At 64.5% G+C, this 18,060-nt stretch carries 15 protein-coding genes; 13 read left to right on the top strand and 2 right to left on the bottom strand.

Annotated features, from left to right (window positions below; all coding sequences use genetic code 11):
• Nucleotides 1-33 precede the first annotated feature (33 nt).
• The 7 genes from CFE42_RS10185 (at nucleotide 34) to cheZ (ending at nucleotide 8,071) form a co-directional block, all read left to right on the top strand.
• Nucleotides 34-1,881 carry a methyl-accepting chemotaxis protein gene (locus CFE42_RS10185; RefSeq protein WP_004627768.1) on the top strand — a complete coding sequence of 616 codons (1,848 nt, stop codon included), beginning with the start codon at nucleotides 34-36 and terminating at the stop codon, nucleotides 1,879-1,881.
• A gap of 224 nt (nucleotides 1,882-2,105) precedes the next feature.
• A complete protein-coding gene (locus tag CFE42_RS10180) occupies nucleotides 2,106-4,010 on the top strand; it encodes a methyl-accepting chemotaxis protein (RefSeq protein ID WP_004627766.1) in 1,905 nt (634 codons plus the stop codon).
• Between the two features lie 103 nt (nucleotides 4,011-4,113).
• Nucleotides 4,114-4,995 (top strand): CheR family methyltransferase, encoded by an 882-nt coding sequence (locus tag CFE42_RS10175; protein ID WP_182594004.1) that lies wholly within the window; start codon nucleotides 4,114-4,116, stop codon nucleotides 4,993-4,995.
• 89 nt (nucleotides 4,996-5,084) lie between these two features.
• Complete coding sequence (gene cheD / locus CFE42_RS10170; RefSeq protein ID WP_037022279.1) at nucleotides 5,085-5,702, top strand: chemoreceptor glutamine deamidase CheD; 618 nt, start codon at nucleotides 5,085-5,087, stop codon at nucleotides 5,700-5,702.
• A 22-nt stretch (nucleotides 5,703-5,724) separates the two neighbouring features.
• Nucleotides 5,725-6,852, top strand: a complete 1,128-nt coding sequence (locus tag CFE42_RS10165) for a chemotaxis response regulator protein-glutamate methylesterase (protein ID WP_004627761.1) — start codon at nucleotides 5,725-5,727, stop codon at nucleotides 6,850-6,852.
• Between the two features lie 149 nt (nucleotides 6,853-7,001).
• On the top strand, nucleotides 7,002-7,403 hold the full coding sequence (gene cheY / locus CFE42_RS10160) for a chemotaxis response regulator CheY (RefSeq protein ID WP_004627759.1): 402 nt from the start codon (nucleotides 7,002-7,004) through the stop codon (nucleotides 7,401-7,403).
• Nucleotides 7,403-8,071, top strand: coding sequence for a protein phosphatase CheZ (gene cheZ, locus CFE42_RS10155; protein WP_004627757.1), 669 nt, complete (start codon nucleotides 7,403-7,405; stop codon nucleotides 8,069-8,071). Before cheY ends, cheZ begins: the two co-directional genes overlap by 1 nt.
• A 75-nt stretch (nucleotides 8,072-8,146) precedes the next feature.
• Here cheZ and CFE42_RS10150 read toward each other — a convergent pair whose 3' ends face one another.
• The gene (locus CFE42_RS10150) at nucleotides 8,147-9,187 is read right to left on the bottom strand and encodes an FAD:protein FMN transferase (RefSeq protein ID WP_004627756.1); all 1,041 of its coding nucleotides are present in this window, start codon (nucleotides 9,185-9,187) and stop codon (nucleotides 8,147-8,149) included.
• A 4-nt stretch (nucleotides 9,188-9,191) separates the two neighbouring features.
• Entirely contained in the window at nucleotides 9,192-9,614 is a 423-nt protein-coding gene (locus CFE42_RS10145) for a c-type cytochrome (RefSeq protein ID WP_004627754.1), read from the bottom strand.
• Between the two features lie 238 nt (nucleotides 9,615-9,852).
• Between CFE42_RS10145 and nosZ the strand changes: the two genes are divergently transcribed.
• From nosZ to CFE42_RS10115, 6 genes are read left to right on the top strand one after another with little or no spacing between them, the layout of a single operon-like run.
• Nucleotides 9,853-11,802, top strand: coding sequence for a TAT-dependent nitrous-oxide reductase (gene nosZ / locus CFE42_RS10140; RefSeq protein WP_004627751.1), 1,950 nt, complete (start codon nucleotides 9,853-9,855; stop codon nucleotides 11,800-11,802).
• Nucleotides 11,803-11,859: 57 nt separating this feature from the next.
• Nucleotides 11,860-14,484 carry a NosR/NirI family protein gene (locus CFE42_RS10135; RefSeq protein ID WP_024542224.1) on the top strand — a complete coding sequence of 875 codons (2,625 nt, stop codon included), beginning with the start codon at nucleotides 11,860-11,862 and terminating at the stop codon, nucleotides 14,482-14,484.
• Complete coding sequence (locus CFE42_RS10130) at nucleotides 14,481-15,776, top strand: nitrous oxide reductase family maturation protein NosD (protein ID WP_004627744.1); 1,296 nt, start codon at nucleotides 14,481-14,483, stop codon at nucleotides 15,774-15,776. The genes CFE42_RS10135 and CFE42_RS10130 overlap by 4 nt, the downstream gene beginning before the upstream one ends.
• Nucleotides 15,754-16,710 carry an ABC transporter ATP-binding protein gene (locus CFE42_RS10125; RefSeq protein WP_004627743.1) on the top strand — a complete coding sequence of 319 codons (957 nt, stop codon included), beginning with the start codon at nucleotides 15,754-15,756 and terminating at the stop codon, nucleotides 16,708-16,710. The genes CFE42_RS10130 and CFE42_RS10125 overlap by 23 nt, the downstream gene beginning before the upstream one ends.
• Entirely contained in the window at nucleotides 16,707-17,531 is an 825-nt protein-coding gene (locus CFE42_RS10120; protein WP_004627741.1) for an ABC transporter permease subunit, read from the top strand. Before CFE42_RS10125 ends, CFE42_RS10120 begins: the two co-directional genes overlap by 4 nt.
• Nucleotides 17,528-18,058, top strand: coding sequence for a nitrous oxide reductase accessory protein NosL (locus CFE42_RS10115; protein WP_004627739.1), 531 nt, complete (start codon nucleotides 17,528-17,530; stop codon nucleotides 18,056-18,058). Before CFE42_RS10120 ends, CFE42_RS10115 begins: the two co-directional genes overlap by 4 nt.
• The last annotated feature ends 2 nt before the right edge of the window (nucleotides 18,059-18,060 follow it).

Raw genomic sequence — 18,060 nt, 5'->3', positions numbered from 1 at the left:
ACAACAGGTGCGGCGCCGTTAGGGGAGGGAAGCATGTTCAGCAAAATGACCATCCGGCTCCGATTGGGGCTGATGATGGCGGGCATTGGTGTGCTCGCCGTCATCGTGGGCGTGACGGGCCTGATCGGCATGCGGCACGCCAACACCCGCGTGCAGGACGGCTATGCCGTGCAGATGGCGGGCACCGTGGCATTGGCCGAATCCGATTCCAATCTCCTGAGCTTCCGCATCGTGCTGGATCGTGCAGCCATGGCGCCCAATGCGCCCGGCATGGAAAAGACGATTGAGCGCGCCCAGATGTTCCTCGACAAGTCCGACGCCGCCTGGAAGCGCTACCGCGCGCTGCCCACCCCGGCAGACGAACGCAAGCTGGCCGACGAGGCTCAGGGCCTGCGCGACGTCTTCCTGCGTGATGGCGCACAGGTGTTGATGCAAGCCGTGCAAGCGCACGACGAAGCGCGCATCAACAAGACGGTCATGGACGTCATGCAGGCGCTGTACCGCCCCCTTGGCGACAAGGTCGCGGCGCTCAACCGATTGCAGATGGACGTGGCCAAAACCAGCTACGAAGCCAGCCAGGCAGAACAGCGCAATCTCAGCGCCCTCACCACCGGCCTGCTGCTAGGCGGCATTCTGGTGGGCGGGCTGCTGACGTGGGCGCTACGCCGTTCGATCACGCTGCCGTTGATGCGCGCCATCGAAACGGCCGAGCACATCACGCAGGGCGACCTTACGCACACCATCCAGGTGGATCGCGCCGATGAAACCGGCCGCCTGCTGCGCGCACTGCAGCGCATGCAGGACAGCCTGCAGAAGATGGTGGGGCAGGTGCGCTCGGGTTCCGACTCGATTGCCAGTGCCACGCAGCAGATTGCTGCCGGCAATGCGGACCTCTCGCAGCGCACCGAGCAGCAGGCTTCGGCGCTGGAAGAAACCGCATCGAGCATGGAAGAACTGACGAGCATCGTGCGCCAGAACGCCGACAACGCGCGTCAGGCCAGCACGCTGGCCGGCAATGCATCGGACATCGCCGTCAAGGGCGGTGAAGTGGTTGGCCGGGTGGTGGACACCATGGCCGGCATCAACGCCAGCAGCAAGAAGATCGCCGACATCATCGGCGTGATTGAAGGCATTGCCTTTCAGACGAACATCCTGGCGCTGAATGCGGCGGTCGAAGCCGCCCGCGCAGGCGAGCAGGGCCGCGGCTTTGCGGTGGTGGCAGGCGAAGTGCGCAGCCTGGCGCAGCGTTCCGCCACGGCGGCCAAGGAAATCAAGGAACTCATCAGCGATTCGGTTGGCCGCGTTGAAAACGGCACGACGCTGGTGGCGGAAGCGGGCAGCGTGATCGACGAAGTGGTGGTCGCCGTCAAGCGCGTGACGGACATCATGGGCGAGATCAGCTCCGCATCGGACGAACAGAGCGCGGGTATCGAGCAAGTCAACCGGGCCGTCACGCAGATGGACGAAGGCACGCAGCAGAACGCCGCGCTGGTGGAGCAGGCTGCTGCCGCCGCGATGTCGCTGCAGGAGCAGGCCAGCGCGCTGCGCCAGGCTGTGGAGGCGTTCCGCACGCAAGCCGGCGCGCAGGCCAACGTGGTACCCGCAGTGTCGGTGGCCGCGCGCGTGGCAGCCAAGCCGGCATTGAAAGCCAAGGCCGTGCCCAGCCGTGCCGCCAAGCCGAAGGCCGCAGCAGGCAGCAACACCGCTGAACCCATCGCGCAGACCGGGGCTGCAACTGCAGCGCCGGCCTCCGCCAAGGAACAACAACGCGAGCGCACCGCCGCCGCTGCCGAGACCAAAGCGGCTGCGTCAGCGCCCAAGTTGCCCGTACCCAAGCTCGTTGCCGCAGGCGGCGACGATAGCGACTGGGAGACCTTTTGACCATGTATGCACGGGATCTTCGCTGCTCGCGAAAGCTCTCTCGTGTGTGTTTGTGGTGTGCAGCCTGCCCTCCGGGGCAGGTTTTTTTTTGCCTGGGCTAGTGCCCGCTGAAGCCGGGGTGACCCCCCACTGAAGTGGCATGACCCCATGGCGGTTCTAAAGAGCCGTCCCCCGCAGGCCGATAGCGGTAGGGGGCATATAAAAACAGGAAGAGGGTAGACAACATGGGTTGGATCAAGCGTTTGCCGGTGTCCACGGTACTCACCGGTGGTTTTCTGATCGTGGCGGCCATGGGCGCGGCCATCGGCGGGTTGGGCATCTATACGATCACGCAGTTGACAAAGGCCAGCGAAGAGCTGGCGCAAAAGCAGATGCGCGCCATCACGCAGATGGGCAGCGCGGCCAACAGCCTGGCACACGCCAGCCGTGCGCAGACCGCATTGCTGATTGCCACCACGCTCACCGAGCGCAAGACGCTCAGCACGCAGATTGCCGACAGCATGCAGCACCTCAAAGACGGGGTGGAGAACGTGCGCCCGCTGTTCACGTCGGACGAAGGCAAGAAGATGATCCGCGAGGTCGATGCGATCTACCCCGTCTGGGGCAAGCGCATGACCGATTTCGTTGCGCTGATGGACAAGCAGGGCCTGGACCCGACCCAGTTCGACAGCCGCGTCACGGCCGAGAACGTCGGCCTGCTGGACGACACCGCCGCGTTTGAAAAGACGCTCGACAAGATGGTCAAGCGTGTGGAAGAGGTCTCTGCCGCGTCCACCGTCAAGGCCCGTGACGATGCACACCGCTCGCGCCTGGTGATGATGGTGATGGCCTGTGCAGGTGCGCTGCTCGGCATCGTGCTGGGTCTGGTCATTGCGCGCCGGCTGTCGCGCCAGTTGGGCGGTGAGCCTTCGTACGCGGCCGAGATCGCGCGCCGCATTGCCGCCGGCGATCTGGCCGTGCACGTGCAGACCCGCCCCGGCGACCATGACAGCATGCTCTTCGCCATGGCGCAGATGCAGCAGCAACTGACCGGCACGATCACCAACATCAAGAGTTCCGCCGATTCCATTGCCAGCGCCACCAAGCAGATCGCGGCCGGCAACGCAGACTTGTCGCAGCGCACGGAAGAGCAGGCCTCGTCGCTGGAGGAAACCGCTTCCAGCATGGAAGAGCTGACCAGCATCGTGAAGCAGAACGCCGACAACGCCCGCCAGGCCAGCCAGCTGGCCGGCAGCGCGTCGGACATCGCCGTCAAGGGCGGCGAAGTGGTGGGCCGCGTGGTCGAAACCATGGCCGGCATCAACGCCAGCAGCAAGAAGATCGCCGACATCATCGGCGTGATCGAAGGCATTGCCTTCCAGACCAACATCCTCGCCCTGAATGCAGCGGTGGAAGCCGCGCGCGCGGGCGAACAGGGACGCGGTTTTGCAGTGGTGGCCGGCGAGGTGCGCAGCCTCGCGCAGCGCTCGGCCACGGCTGCCAAGGAAATCAAGGAGCTGATCGGCGATTCCGTTGGCCGTGTGCGCAACGGGTCGGCCCTGGTGGCCGAAGCCGGCACGGTGATCGAGGAGGTGGTAGTGGCCGTGCGCCGGGTGACCGACATCATGGGCGAGATTTCCGCCGCGTCGGACGAACAAAGCTCCGGCATCGAACAGGTCAACCAGGCCGTGAACCAGATGGACGAGGTCACGCAGCAGAACGCCGCGCTGGTGGAGCAAGCCGCCGCTGCCGCCCTGTCGCTGGAAGAACAGGCGCAACTGCTGCGCAATGCCGTGGCGACGTTCCGCACCGATGCCTCGGCCGAGTTGGCCGTGGCGGCGCCGATTGCCGTTGCGGCGCCAGCCGTGCCCGGCGAAGCCCGCCCCCACAAGACCGAAGTGGTGCCCTCGATTGCGCGCGCCTTGGCTTCGCGCAAAGCCGCCAAGCCGGCTGTGTTACCGGAGGCTGCCCCCGAGCAGGTTGCCGGCCCGGCTGCCGCGCAAGGAGAAAAAGCGCTTCACGATGCACATGCACCGATTGTGCCGGTGGCTGCCGCCGTCGTTTCGGCAGCCGCTTCGGAGGCCGTCGTCGCCCCGGCCCTCAAGCTGACCACCGGTTCTGCCGATGAAGATGATTGGAGCACCTTCTGACGCCAGCCTCGCCAACAGCAAACTTGGCGCGGCCTGCGGTAATGGTGCCCGCCAACGACTGAGAGCGGGCATCAAGACTCGCCAAACACGGGGTTAGTTATCCATGGCAGCACAAAACTTGGCGCCAGTTTCGCCGACGCTCGCGTCGCGCGAGTTTTCATTCACCGCCGAAGATTTCGGCCGCATCCGCGACCTGATCTACCGGCGCGTCGGCATCTCGCTGTCCGACCGCAAGAGTGAAATGGTCTATAGCCGGCTGGCCCGCCGCCTGCGTGTGGTCAACCTCGGCTCGTTCCGCGACTACCTCGATGCACTGGAAAAAGGCCACCTGCCCGACGAGTGGGAGGCCTTTACCAACGCGCTGACCACCAACCTCACCGCGTTCTTCCGCGAGCAGCATCACTTCCCGATCCTGCACGAGCACGCCAAGGCCAAGCGCACGCCGTTCACCGTGTGGTGTTCGGCGTCGTCGACGGGCGAAGAGCCTTACTCGATCGCCATCACGCTGGCCGAAGCCTTTGGCTCGATGTCGCCCAGCCAGGTGAGCGTGATCGCCTCGGATGTGGATACCAACGCGCTGGCCCGCGCCCGCGCCGGCATCTATCCGATGGAGCGCGTCGCGGCCCTGTCGCCCGAGCGCCTGAAGAAGTACTTCCTGCGCGGTACCGGCAAGCAGGAGGGCTATGCCCGGGTGCGGCCCGAACTGCAGGCCATGATCGACTTTCGCCAGATCAACCTGCTCGACCGCGATTGGCCGTTGCAGCAGAAGTTCGACGTGATCTTCTGCCGCAACGTGATGATCTATTTCGACAAGCCCACGCAGGCCAAGATTCTTGAGCATTTCATCGACGTGATGAAACCCGATGGCCTGCTGTTTGCCGGCCATTCGGAGAGCTTCCTGCAGGTCACCAAGGCGTGGTCGCTGCGCGGCAAGACCGTGTACGAAGTCGCGCCCGAACTGCGCGCCAGGATGGGGGCACGATGATCGAATTCGGCAAACGCGCGACGCCGCAATCTGCCGCCGATGCCGTGCGCGGCGACAGCGGCATGGCCAGCGGCATGAGCGCTGGCGCCATGGCCACGCTCGCGCAATCGGCGGCCAGCACCCACGCCTACTACGACACCACCTTCAGCCGGCGCGCCATGAAAGTGCTGCCCGGCGAGTATTCCGTCACCACCGAAGACCTGATGCTGGTCACGGTGCTCGGCTCGTGCGTCTCCGCCTGCGTGCGCGACAAGACCCTTGGCATTGGCGGCATGAACCACTTCATGCTGCCCTCGCGCAACGAAGGGGAATCGATCCTGTCGCCCTCCATGCGCTATGGCACGCACGCCATGGAAGTGCTGCTCAACCAGCTCTACAAGGCGGGCGCCAAGCGCGAGCGCCTGGAGATCAAGGTGTTTGGCGGCGCCGCCGTGCTGGCCGGCATGAGCACACTCGACGTGGGCGAGCGCAACGGCAAGTTCGTGCTCGAATTCCTGCGCAACGAAGGCCTGACCGTGGCCGCCAAAGACCTGTTCGACGTGCATCCACGCAAGGTGTATTTCGTACCGTCCACCGGCCAGATCATGGTGCGCAAGCTGCGCTCGCAAAACTCGGCGGCCGAGCTGGACAGCGAGGCGCAATACGCCAGCAAGCTGTCGAAGTCCATCACGACGAAGCCAGCCTCGCGCCTGCAACTCTTTACTTAATCCCTGAAACTTGCCCCCGAACATGAGCGACAAACGCAAGATTCAGGTGCTGTGCATCGACGATTCCGCACTGATCCGCAGCATCCTGAAGGAGATCATCAACAGCCAGCCGGACATGGAAGTGGTGGGTGTGGCGCCCGATCCGATCATCGCGCGCGACCTCATCAAGCAGACCAATCCGGACGTGCTCACGCTGGACGTCGAAATGCCGAAGATGGACGGCCTCGACTTCCTGGAAAAGCTCATGCGCCTGCGCCCGACGCCGGTGGTCATGATCTCTTCGCTGACGGAGCGCGGCTCTGAAGCCACACTGCGCGCGCTGGAGCTGGGCGCGGTGGATTTTGTCGCCAAGCCCAAGCTGGGCATGCGCGACGGCATGAACGAATACGCCGACCAGATTGCCGACAAGATCCGCGCGGCAGCACGGGCAAAGCTGCGTCCGCGCACAGCCGCACCGGTTGCTGCGGCCGGCTCGGCAACGGCATCGACGCCCGGCGCACACGTTCGCGCGGAGCATGCAGCGGCCACGCCGGCACTTGCGCGTACCCATTTCTCGTCGACGGAAAAGCTCATCATCGTGGGCGCTTCCACAGGCGGCACCGAGGCCATCAAGGATTTCCTGCTGGAAATGCCGCCCGACTGCCCCGGCATCCTGATCGTGCAGCACATGCCGGCGGGTTTCACCACGTCGTTTGCCAAGCGGCTGGACGGCCTGTGCCGCATCCGCGTGAAGGAAGCCGCGCACGGCGAGCGTGTGCTGCCCGGCCATGCCTACATTGCCCCGGGTGACATGCACCTGTCGCTGGGCCGCAGCGGCGCCAACTACGTCACGGAGCTGGACCAGGGCCCGCCGGTCAACCGCCATCGTCCGGCCGTGGATGTGCTCTTCCGGTCCGCCGCGCGCAACGCCGGTGCCAACGCCCTGGGCGTCATCCTCACCGGCATGGGCAAGGACGGCGCGGTGGGCATGCTGGAAATGCGCAACGCCGGCGCCTACAACGTCGCGCAGGACGAGGCGTCCTGTGTGGTCTACGGCATGCCCAAGGAAGCCGTGGCCCACGGCGGCGTGCACGAAGTCCTGCCGCTGTCGCAGATCGGCCCGCACGTGCTGGCCAAGCTGTCTGCACATGGCCGCGTGACGCGGGTTTAACGCTGCACTTTATGGGTACATTGGTTGCGGGGCGCAGCAGTCAGGCGCCCCAAACCATTCCGGCGCTCAAGAATCGGCCCCAGGCGCCGATAAGATTGCCAAGGAAGCCCGAAACCCCCCAATTCAGTTAGTTTGCGGAGATTGTGTCCATGGACAAGAGCCAGTACCGATTCCTCGTCGTCGACGATTTCCCGACGATGCGCCGGATCGTGCGTAACCTGCTCAAGGAACTCGGTTTTGCCAACGTCGACGAGGCCGAAGACGGCGCCGCCGGCCTGGCCAAGGTCAAGGAAGGCCGGTTCGATTTCGTGATCTCGGACTGGAACATGCCCAACATGGATGGCCTGCAGATGCTGCAGAGCATCCGGGCCGACGCCAACACCGCCATCAGCAAGCTGCCGGTGCTGATGGTGACGGCCGAGGCCAAGAAGGAAAACATCATCGCCGCCGCCCAGGCAGGAGCCAACGGCTACGTGGTCAAGCCCTTTACGGCTGCCACGCTGGACGAAAAGCTGGGCAAGATTTTCGAGAAGCTCGAAAAGGGGGCGTGATGAGCGAGATGCATGATGGCGCCCAGGCGCTGGCCGCAGAAGGTGTGGACCACGGCGACATGCCCGAAATGCTCCAGCGCATCGGCCACCTCACCCGCATGCTGCGCGAAAGCATGCGCGAACTGGGCCTGGACAAGGGTGTCGAGAAGGCCGCATCAGCCATCCCCGACGCGCGCGACCGCCTGAACTACATCGCCAACATGACCGAGCAGGCGGCCACCCGCGTGCTCAATGCCATCGACGCGGCGCGGCCCGTGCAAGACGCACTGGAGTCCGACTCCCAGGCACTGGTCAACCGCTGGCAGTCGTGGATGGACCGCCAACTGGGCGACGACGAGATCCGCGAGCTGGTCGGCCAGACCAATGGCTTCCTGCGCAGCGTTCCTGAAAAAACGCGCGACACGAACCAGCAACTCATGGAAATCCTGATGGCGCAGGACTTCCAGGACTTGACTGGCCAGGTGATCAAGAAGGTGCTGGACGTTGTCCAGCTCATCGAAAGCCAGCTCGTCGGCATCCTGCTCGACAACGCGCCGGAACACCTTCGCGTGGAAGCTGCACAAGTGGCGACGTCGCTGCTCAACGGCCCGCAGATCAATCCGGACCATCCGGATGTGGTTGCCAACCAGGAACAGGTGGACGACCTGCTGGAAAGCCTCGGCTTCTGAACATGCGTTGCCTGGCCCTCGCAGTCGCGAGGGCCGGTACTTCTTCTGCCGAACCCTGAGCGGGCGGCATCAACGTCAACTGCTTGCAGAGAACTGCCGCAAGCGCGTTGCCATTCCGGCCGACATCCACGGCCGAGCTCCAGAACCTACGATCAGGGCATCCACGCGTGCGAGCATCGGTGCAAGCATCCGCTGCCCGGTGGCGGTGCCCGCTGCCATGATTGCCGCGCCAAGGCCGTTGACGTCGTCAACGTCGCGACCGATCAGGGTTACGCCATGGGGCCCATGCGCAGGCAGACCCGTTTCCGGATCGAGAACGTGATGAAAGCGCTGACCGTTGAGCATGAAGTAGCGCTCGTAGTCTCCGGATGACGCCACAACCCCGTCACTGAGCGTGACCACGCCCAGCAGTCGCTCCGGCGCAAGCGGATCGCGCAGTCCGACGCGCCATTCGTGACCTTGCAGCTTCCCGCTGGCCACCACATCGCCTCCACCGTTGATCATGGCATCGCGTATGCCGTGTTGCCGTAGCACGCGCATGCCTGCCTCCAGGATCGGCAGCTTGGCAATGCCGCCAAGATCCAGCCTCATCCCCGGGCGTCGCAAGTAGACGCTGCCGTTGTGCTCGTCCAGAACGACGTCTCGATAGTTGACGAAGCGGCGCTCACGCGCCAGTTCGCTGCTGCTCGGAATGCGGCTGTGCTCCGGATCAAAATTCCAGCCGGAGTACGCGCCGACGGTGATATCGAAGGCGCCGCGGCTTTGCTCCGAGACCTGTCGGGCAAGCTTGAACACCGACATGACTTCAGGTGCCACCGGCACGGGGTTCCGCCCCGCCGCGCGTGCCAGTGCGCTGACCTGGCTGTCGGGCCGGTAGCGGCTCATCAAGCATTCGAGCCGCGCCATCTCCACAAAGGCAGCGCGCATGGCCGCACCGGCGGCGCCCGGTCTCGCGTCTTGCGCAATGATGTCGATTTGAGTGCCCAGCAATTGAGTGGATGCGCGCTCCACAGTGGGGTCTGCCAGGGCCGGCCGTACGAACATGCCGACTGCCAGCAGGGGCACCCCCGCCAGGCAGCGCCGGCGGCCCAGGTTGGAAGGGGGCAGCGGATGCATGGCGCTACTGCGACTTCGCCACCATGTAGTCAACCGCAGCCTTGATGGCGTCGTCCGGCAAGGTCGATCCACCGCGTGCGGGCATGGCCCCCTTGTTGCCGTTGAAGCCCTCCAGTGCGTGCTTGTAAAGGGTGTCCTTACCTTGTGCGATGCGTGGCCCCCAGTCGGCCTTGTCGCCCGGCTTTGGTGCCCCGGCAACCCCTGCGGCGTGGCACATCGAGCAGACGTTGGCGAACGTGCGCTTACCCAGCGCATTCTCCGGTTCCGCTGCTGCGGCCACCGTCGTTGCGGCGGGGGGTGTGCTGGTTTGTACCGGCGCGGGTGCCGCAGCGGTGGAGGCCGCGGGCGCGGCGGGTTCCTTCTGGCCACAGGCCGCAAGAACGGCACCGCAAATCAACATCAGCCCTAGGGTGGTTTTCGTGCGCATGGAAATCTCCTTGAGTCGGCGCGGGGTCCGCAAATGAACACGAATCGCATTCTGTACGCTCCCTTGCCATAAAGATGCATAAAAAATATGTTTTTCAAGAATGTGTGACGAAAGTCAATTGCTTCGGCTGCCTGCGAGCCGAAGATGCGACTTGCCGAGAAGGTCAGAGCGCAGATGTGAGCCGGCATCTTTCCGCCCGGCTTTGTGAAAACCGATAGAGGAATCGATACAGGGATCGATGATGACCAAGCACCAACAATCGCCATCCACACAGCAGGAAGAAGCGCTGAGCGTACCGGGGCGGCGTCGCTTCATGAACAGCGCAGCGCTTGCCGGATTGGCAACGGTCGTGGCATGCACTGACAAGGGCACACCCGCTGCCGCACCCGCTGCATCTGCCAGCGCGCCCACGGCCACGGCCGCAGGGGAACACGTCATTGCGGGCATGCATCCCAAGCCGGGTGAACTCGACACCTACTACGGCCTGTGGAGCGGCGGACATACCGGCGACATGCGTGTCATGGGCATGCCCTCGGGGCGCGAGATCCATCGCATTCCGATGTTCGTGCCCGATGCGCTGGTCGGCTGGGGCATCACGAACGAATCCAAGAAGGTGATGGGTACGAAGCCCGACGGCAGTCTCAGGTACACGGTGGGTGATACCCACCACGTGCACGCGTCGTACAAGGATGGGAATTACGACGGCCGCTATGCGTGGATCAACGACAAGATCAACTCGCGCCTGGGGCGCGTGCGGCTCGACTACTTCATCTGCGACAAGATCACCGAACTGCCGAACGTGCAGGGCTTCCACGGCATCTTCCCGGACAAGCGCGATCCGCTCGACCCGAAGATCAACTACACGACGCGCGTGTTCTGCGGCGGCGAGTTTGCGATCCCGCTACCGAACACGGCGGGCATTGATGATCCGTCCAAGTACCGTTCACTGTTCACGTGCGTGGACGCTGAAACCATGGAAGTGCGCTGGCAGGTGCTGATCGACGGCAATTGCGACCTCGTCGCAACGTCGTACGACGGCAAGCTGGCTGCCACCAACCAGTACAACACCGAGATGGGTGTGCACTACGAAGACATGATGTCTGCGGAGCGCGATGCCTGTCTGTTCTTCAACGTTGCGCGCATCGAGGCGGCGGTCAAGGCCGGCAAGTTCAAGACCATCGGCGACTCCAAGGTGCCGGTGGTGGACGGCACGCACGCGGCCAACCAGGATCCGAAGACAGCACTGACGGCCTATGTGTCGGTGCCGAAGAATCCGCACGGCGTCAATGCCAGCCCCGACCAGAAGTACTTCATCTGTGCCGGCAAGCTCTCGCCCACCGGTACGGTCATCGAGCTGTCTCGCGTGCTCGACTGGTTCGACGGCAAGCTCGCCAAGATCGACGACGCCATCGTGGCGGAGGTCGAACTTGGCCTGGGGCCACTGCACACTGCGTTCGACGGGCGCGGCAACGCATACACGACGCTGTTCCTCGACAGCCAGATCGTGAAGTGGAACATTGACGCCGCCATCAAGTTCCACAACGGTGACAAGAACGCGAAGTACGTGGTCGACCGCCTTGACGTGCATTACCAGCCGGGCCACCTGAGCGCATCGCAATCCGAAACCATGGCCGCCGACGGCAAGTTCCTCGCCGTGGGCTGCAAGTTCTCCAAGGACCGCTTCCTGCCCGTTGGCCCGCTGCACCCCGAAAACGAACAGTTCATCGACATCTCCGGCGACAAGATGGTGCTGCTGCAGGACCACCCGATCCGCAGCGAGCCGCACGACTTCATCATCTTCAAGCGCGAGCTGCTGCACCCGAAGCAGGTCTATTCGCTGGACGATTTCCCGCTGGCCACCAAGGACCCGAAGCAGTCCGGCGTGGTGCGCAATGGCAAGAAGGTGACGGTGCGGCTCACCTCGCAGGCACCGGCGTACAGCCTGCGCGAGTTCAAGCTGAAGAAGGGCGACGAGGTCACGCTGATCCTCACCAATCTGGACAAGGTCGAGGATCTGACGCACGGCTTCGCGATTCCGAAATACAACATCAACTTCATCGTCAATCCGCAGGAAACCGCGTCGGTCACGTTCATTGCCGATAAGCCCGGCGTGTTCTGGTGCTACTGCACGCATTTCTGTCATGCACTGCACCTTGAAATGCGCAGTCGCATGATCGTTGAGGCCTGATTCCGAGGAGAAGCGCGCGTGCCCCGTGCGGGCCCGCGCGTGCCGATGAACTCCAAGATGCCATCCCGAAAACAAGGGTTCGCGGCGTGGGTCGCCGTGTTCCTCCTGATGCTGTTGGTGGGCGTGCAACCGGCGCAGGCCGGTCGCGGCGCCTACGAAGCCGAGTTGCCCGCCAATCTGGCCGAGGCCAAGGACCTGTGCGCGCTCGTACCTTGCGCCGACGTGTTTCCCGGCGCGGTGCGTTTTTCCGAACGCATGGGGCAACCGCCTTATGTGGAAGCCTATGGCGCAGCGCAAGGCGGTAAGGCGGCGCTGCTGGGCTACGTGATGCTGTCCACCGACATCACGGACATCCCGGCCTATTCGGGCAAGCCCGTGGTCACGCTGATCGGCATGGACCGGCAAGGCCGCTATGTCGGCATCAAGGTCCTGAAGCATTCCGAGCCGATCCTGCTGCTGGGGATTCCCGAATCTGCGCTGCTGAACTTCAACAAGCAGTACATCGGCAAGTCGGTCAAGGACAAGATCGAAGTCGGTCAGTCACGGCCAGACGAGGGTGTGCTTGGCGTCGATGCGATCTCGGGCGCCACCGTGACCGTGATTGCGCAGAACCAGGTGCTGGCCACAGCCACATCTTCCGTGGCGCGTCAGGTTGGCATTCTGGCGCCAACGCGCCATGAGCCCGCGCGCTATGCGCAGACCGGGCAGCGTGCAAGCTGGGCAGAACTCGTCAAGCAGGGCAGCGTGCAGCGCTTGCTGATCCGGCCCGAACAGCTTGGGCTCGAACGCGCGCCGGAACCGTTCATTGAACTGTGGTTCGGTGATCTCAATCATCCCGACCTGGGTGCGAGCCTGCTCGGCCAATCCGTCTGGAACGACCTGCACGCTCAGCTCAAGCAGAACGAGCATGCGATCTTCGTCATCCGCACCGCGGGCGCGGCGTCGTTCAAGGGGTCGGGCTTCGTGCGCGGCGGCATCTATGACCGCATCCAGATCAAGCAAGGCGCGGAGTCCTTTACCTTCCGCGATTCGGACTACCTCAACCTCTATGGCCTGGCAGCCCCTGGCGCGCCGGCCTACACGGAATCGGCCATCTTCGTGGTGCGCTCGCCAGCGTTTTCGGCGGCGTATCCGTGGAAGCTGTCCTTCCTGGGCAACCGCGTCGATCGGGCGACCGGCACGCGCAGCTTCGTTACGTTCGATGCCCCGTACTGGTTGCCCGAAACGCTGCTGCAGGGCGGGCACCCGCATATCGACGAGCCGGAGGCCCCCTGGCGGCGGGTCTGGCGTACGCGCGCGCCGCAGATTGCACTCTTCATCGTGCTGCTCGTTTCGGTGAGCGTGGTGTATGCGCTGCGTGAGCGCCTGACGCGCCGTTCGACGCACAAGAACAAGTGGCCGGTGAACGCCTTCAAGTACACCGCGTGGGCCCTGAGCATCGGCTTCGTCGGTTTCGGTGCGATGGCGCAGCCGTCGATCACGCAAGTGCTGACATGGTTCCACTCGCTGCTGTTCCAGTGGACGTGGTCGCTGTTCCTGACGGATCCGTTCATCTTCTGCTTCTGGATCTTCATCATCCTGACGGTGTTCCTCTTTGGGCGAGGGCTGTTCTGCGGATGGCTGTGCCCGTTCGGCTCGCTGTCGGAAGCGCTCTACAAGATTGGCGGACGGCTCGGCCTCAAACGCTGGCAGCGTCATCTGCCGCGTGCCTGGCACGACAAGCTGAAGTGGCTCAAGTACGCCATCTTCTTCGGGTTGTTGACGGTGTCGGTGTTCTCGATGGGGCTGGCAGAAAAGCTTGCCGAGGTGGAACCGTTCAAGACGACATTCCTGGTCGGCATCAGCCACCGAGCGTGGCCCTACGGGCTGTTCGTCTGCACGCTGCTCGGGATCTCGCTGTTTGTCGAGCGCCCGTACTGCAAGTACATCTGCCCGCTGGGTGCCGCGCTTGCCATGCCGAGCACGTTCCGCTGGTTTGGCCTGCGCCGCAAGCAAGACTGCAACAGTTGCAAGGCCTGCGCCGTGGGTTGCGGGTCTTTGGCGATCGACGCGGACGGCCGTATCGACCATCGCGAATGCCTGCACTGCCTCGATTGCATGGTGCTGTACACCGACGTCAAGGGCTGCCCGCCGCTGGCCAAGGAGCGCAAGCGGCGCGAGCGCGATGGGCTGGAGATCACGCCCATCGGTAAGGACGGCTACTTCATTCCCATCCAGCCGGTGCCGGTGCCCATGAACCCGCGGGTGGCACAAGGCCCCGACCCGCGCATGCCGACCGACCGCGTGGTGCCGACCGGACGCGAAGGTGCGCGTGGCCTGCGCTGGCTGATGTTGGAATTGCGCGATCACCTCTGGCCGTGGAGCAGCAACGGGTGGAGGTCGGCGCGCGGCCTGCAGATCGCGGGGGCTTCGCTTGCGCTTGCAGCGAGCGTGGCATGGATCCTGGCGGCGACGGGCCACCTGTCGTCGGGCGCGGTCATCGCATGGTGGTTCGGCTGGAGCCTGTATGAAGTGCTGATCCGCCTTGCCGGCCGTCGCTACGTCAAGGATGGCCCGTGGTGGCAAGCCAATTATCGGCGCGCAACCGTCATGGACATGCTGAGCTACGTCGGCTTCAAGAACCTGCTGATTGGCGCCATGCTGTTCCTGACCCTGAAAGCGCTTGGGTGGCTGCAGGTATGAGGTGGCTGCCGGTGTTGCTCGTTGTCTGCGGCTCGCTTGCGGCTGTGCAGGGCGCTCACGCATCGGCGGCCACCACGGTGCGCGTTGCGGCGGGGCAGTCGCTGCAAGCAGCCATCGACGCAGCACATCCGGGCGATGTGCTTGAGATCGAGCGCGGCATGTATACCGGCAACCTCATCGTCAACAAGCCTCTGACGCTGCGCGGACTCGATCGTCCCACGCTCAGCGGCGGCCAGCGCGGCGACACGATCCGCATCGGCGCACCGGACGTCGTGATCGAGGGCCTGATCGTTCGCGATTCGGGCGACAGCCTGAAAGAGCAGAACGCAGGCATCAACATCCTGCCCGGCGCGCATCGCGCCGTGGTGCGCCAGTGTGAGCTGACCTACAACCTGTTCGGCCTGTGGATCGAGAAAGCCAACGACGTGCGCATCGAGGCCAACACCATCACCGGCAAGCGTGGCTACAACTCGGCGCAGCGCGGCAATGGCGTGGAGCTGTACAACACACAAGGCGCGCGCATCATCGGCAACAACATCAGCTTCGTACGGGATGCGCTTTACGTGGACGTGTCGCACCACGCCGTTTTCAAAGGCAATCGGCTCCACCACAGCCGCTATGGCACGCACTACATGAACTCCTACTACAACCTGTGGGAGGACAACGACAGCTATGCCAACCGGGGCGGCCTGGCCTTGATGGAGGTGCGCGACCAGATCGTGCGCAACAACCGCACCTGGGGCAATGCCGACCACGGGATCATGCTGCGCACGTTGCAGGACTCGGTGGTGGAGAACAACGTGGTGGCCGACAACGACCGCGGCTTCTTCATCTACGACGTGGAATACACGCAACTGCGCGGCAACCTCATCGTCGGCAACCAGGTGGGCGTGCACCTGTCGGCAGGCTCGACACGCAACGTCGTGCAAGGCAACGACTTCATCGGCAACCGAGAGCAAGTCCGCTACGTGGGCGCGCGTGACGAGGCATGGGGGGCACGCACGGCTGCCGAGCGCGCGCAGGGCAACTTCTGGAGCGACTACCTGGGCTGGGACCGCGATGGCGATGGCATCGGCGATGTGCCCTACGAGGCCAACGACGTTGTCGACCGGCTGATCTGGCGTCACCCCGGCGTGCAACTGCTGTTGGCGAGCCCGGCGGTGCAGGCACTTAGATTCGTCAGCCGGCAGTTTCCCATCCTGCGTGTGCCGAGCGTGGTGGACGCGTATCCGCGCATGCAACCCGCGAACCCACATTGGAGCACCTGGCGTGACAGATCACCTTCACGTTGACGAGACTGCCGCCATCTCGCTGCGCGGCGTCTGTAAACACTATGGTGCCGTGCGAGCCGTCGACGGCGTTGACCTGGACGTCGGCTACGGCGAACTGTTCGGCCTGATCGGGCACAACGGTGCCGGCAAGAGCACGCTGTTCAAGATGATGCTTGGGCTGATTCCGGCAACCGTCGGCAGCATCCGCGTGGCCGGGGCATCGGTGCGTGGGGCTGCATTCCGCGCCGCGCGCAGGCAGATCGGCTACCTGCCCGAGAACCTCGTTCTGTACGACAACCTGAGCGGGTTGGAGACCTTGCGGTTTTTCGCCAAGCTCAAGGGCGCACCGGCAGCCGATTGCGCGTCGCTGCTTGCCCGCGTCGGGCTGGCGGGTGCGGTCGACCAACCCGTGCGGGCGTATTCAAAGGGGATGCGGCAGCGCCTCGGGTTTGCGCAGGCGCTGTTGGGTGCGCCACGCGTGCTTTTTCTGGATGAGCCGACCAACGGCCTCGATCCGGCGGCAATCCACGACTTCTACGCCACGCTGCAGGCACTGCGCGAGCAGGGCGTCACGATCCTGATCACGTCGCACATCCTGGCCGAGCTGCAGCAGCGCATCGACCGCCTTGCCATCCTGGCCGACGGCCGTGTCCTTGCGCTTGGCAGTGTCGCTGCACTGCGCGCACAGGCCGATCTGCCCCTGACGCTGGCCTTGCGGGTCGAGGCCGGCGCGCGCGGCGCACTGTGGGCGCAACTCGCGCCCTTGCGCGCACACGGCGCAGAGATCGTCGACGGGCAGGCCGGGCATGAGGTGATGCTGCGCTGCAGCCGCTCGCTCAAGATGGACGTACTTCAGGCACTGCAGCCGCTGGGCGGGCGCCTGCTCGATCTGCAGATCCACGAACCGTCGCTCGAAGACGTGTTCTTTGGCCTCAGGCAAACGGAGGCCGCATGATCGGCATCGAATATCGGCAAGTGGCCGCCGTGGCGGCCAAGGAACTGCGCGATCGCCTGCGCAACCGATGGGTGCTCGCGGTGGCCGTCGTCTTCGCCGTGTTCTCGCTCGTGATCAGCTATTTTGGCGGCGCCGAGCAGGGCACGCTCGGGCCGCGTTCCATCGAGTTCGTCATTACCAGCTTGGTCAGCCTCGTCATCTACCTGATCCCGCTGATTGCGCTGTTGCTCGGGTTCGACGCCGTTGTCGGCGAGCGCGAGCGCGGCTCGCTCGATCTGCTGCTGGCCCTCCCGCTGACGCGCGTGGAACTGCTGCTAGGCAAATACCTCGGGCTCGCCGCAGCGCTCACCCTGTCGACGTTGGGTGGCTTCGCGCTGATGGCCGTGCTCCTGTGGCACCAGTTCGGCTCGGCGGGGCTGTATCAGGCGGCTGGCTTCGTGCTGAGTTCGGTGCTGCTGGGGCTGGTCTTTCTGAGCCTGGCGCTGTTCGTCTCTGTCGTCAGCCGTGAGCGCACGCGTGCTTCGGGCGCCGCCATCGCGCTGTGGTTTGGCTTCGTGCTGGTATTCGACCTGTTGCTGCTCGGCCTGCTCGTCGCCACCGGCGGCAGCTTTGGCGGCCAGGCGCTGGCGTATCTGCTGCTGCTCAATCCCACCGATATTTTTCGCATCCTCAACGTGTTTTCGCTGGACCAGCTGCGGGGCTTGCATGGCCTCGTCAGCATCGTGCCGCCTGCCCTGAGCAACCCGTGGGCGATGGGCGCGGCGATGCTGGCTTGGATTGCCGCGCCGCTGGCACTGGCCGCCTGGAGATTCCGCGCATGAACCCGGATCGTCGCCGCCTGCTGGCGGCTGCCCTGGCCGGATCGGCCGCCCTGATTGGTCTGGCTGCCTGTGGCCGGCAGGCCGAAGCCACCCTTGTCCCCGCTGAAGCCGACGCGGCGACCACCTGCGATCTGGACGGCATGCTGGTGGCGGATTATCCAGGGCCCAAGGCGCAGCTCTATTACCAGGGCGACGCGACGCCGCACTGGTGCTGCGATACGGTGGAAATGTTCAACACACTGCTCAAGCCGGAGCAGGCGCGGCCAATTCGGGCGGCGCTCGTGCAGGACATGGGCCAGGCCGACTGGGAGCATCCTCGTGGCCACTGGTTTGACGCCAAGACCGGCTATTACGTGTTCGGCAGCCGGCGCCGCGGCTCGATGGGGCCGACGGTCGCGAGCTTCCGGCTGGAAGCCGATGCCCGCGCGTTCATTGCCCGCGACGGTGGCAAGCTGCTGCGCTACGCCGAAGTGACGCCAGACATGGTGGACCTCAGCGGTGGCGCGCTGCACGACGGGCGGATGTAGCC

This window comes from Ralstonia sp. PBBBR1, from assembly GCF_002256165.1.
Classification (GTDB): Bacteria; Pseudomonadota; Gammaproteobacteria; order Burkholderiales; family Burkholderiaceae; genus Ralstonia; species Ralstonia thomasii.
This window is presented reverse-complemented; position numbering and strand designations above follow the sequence as displayed.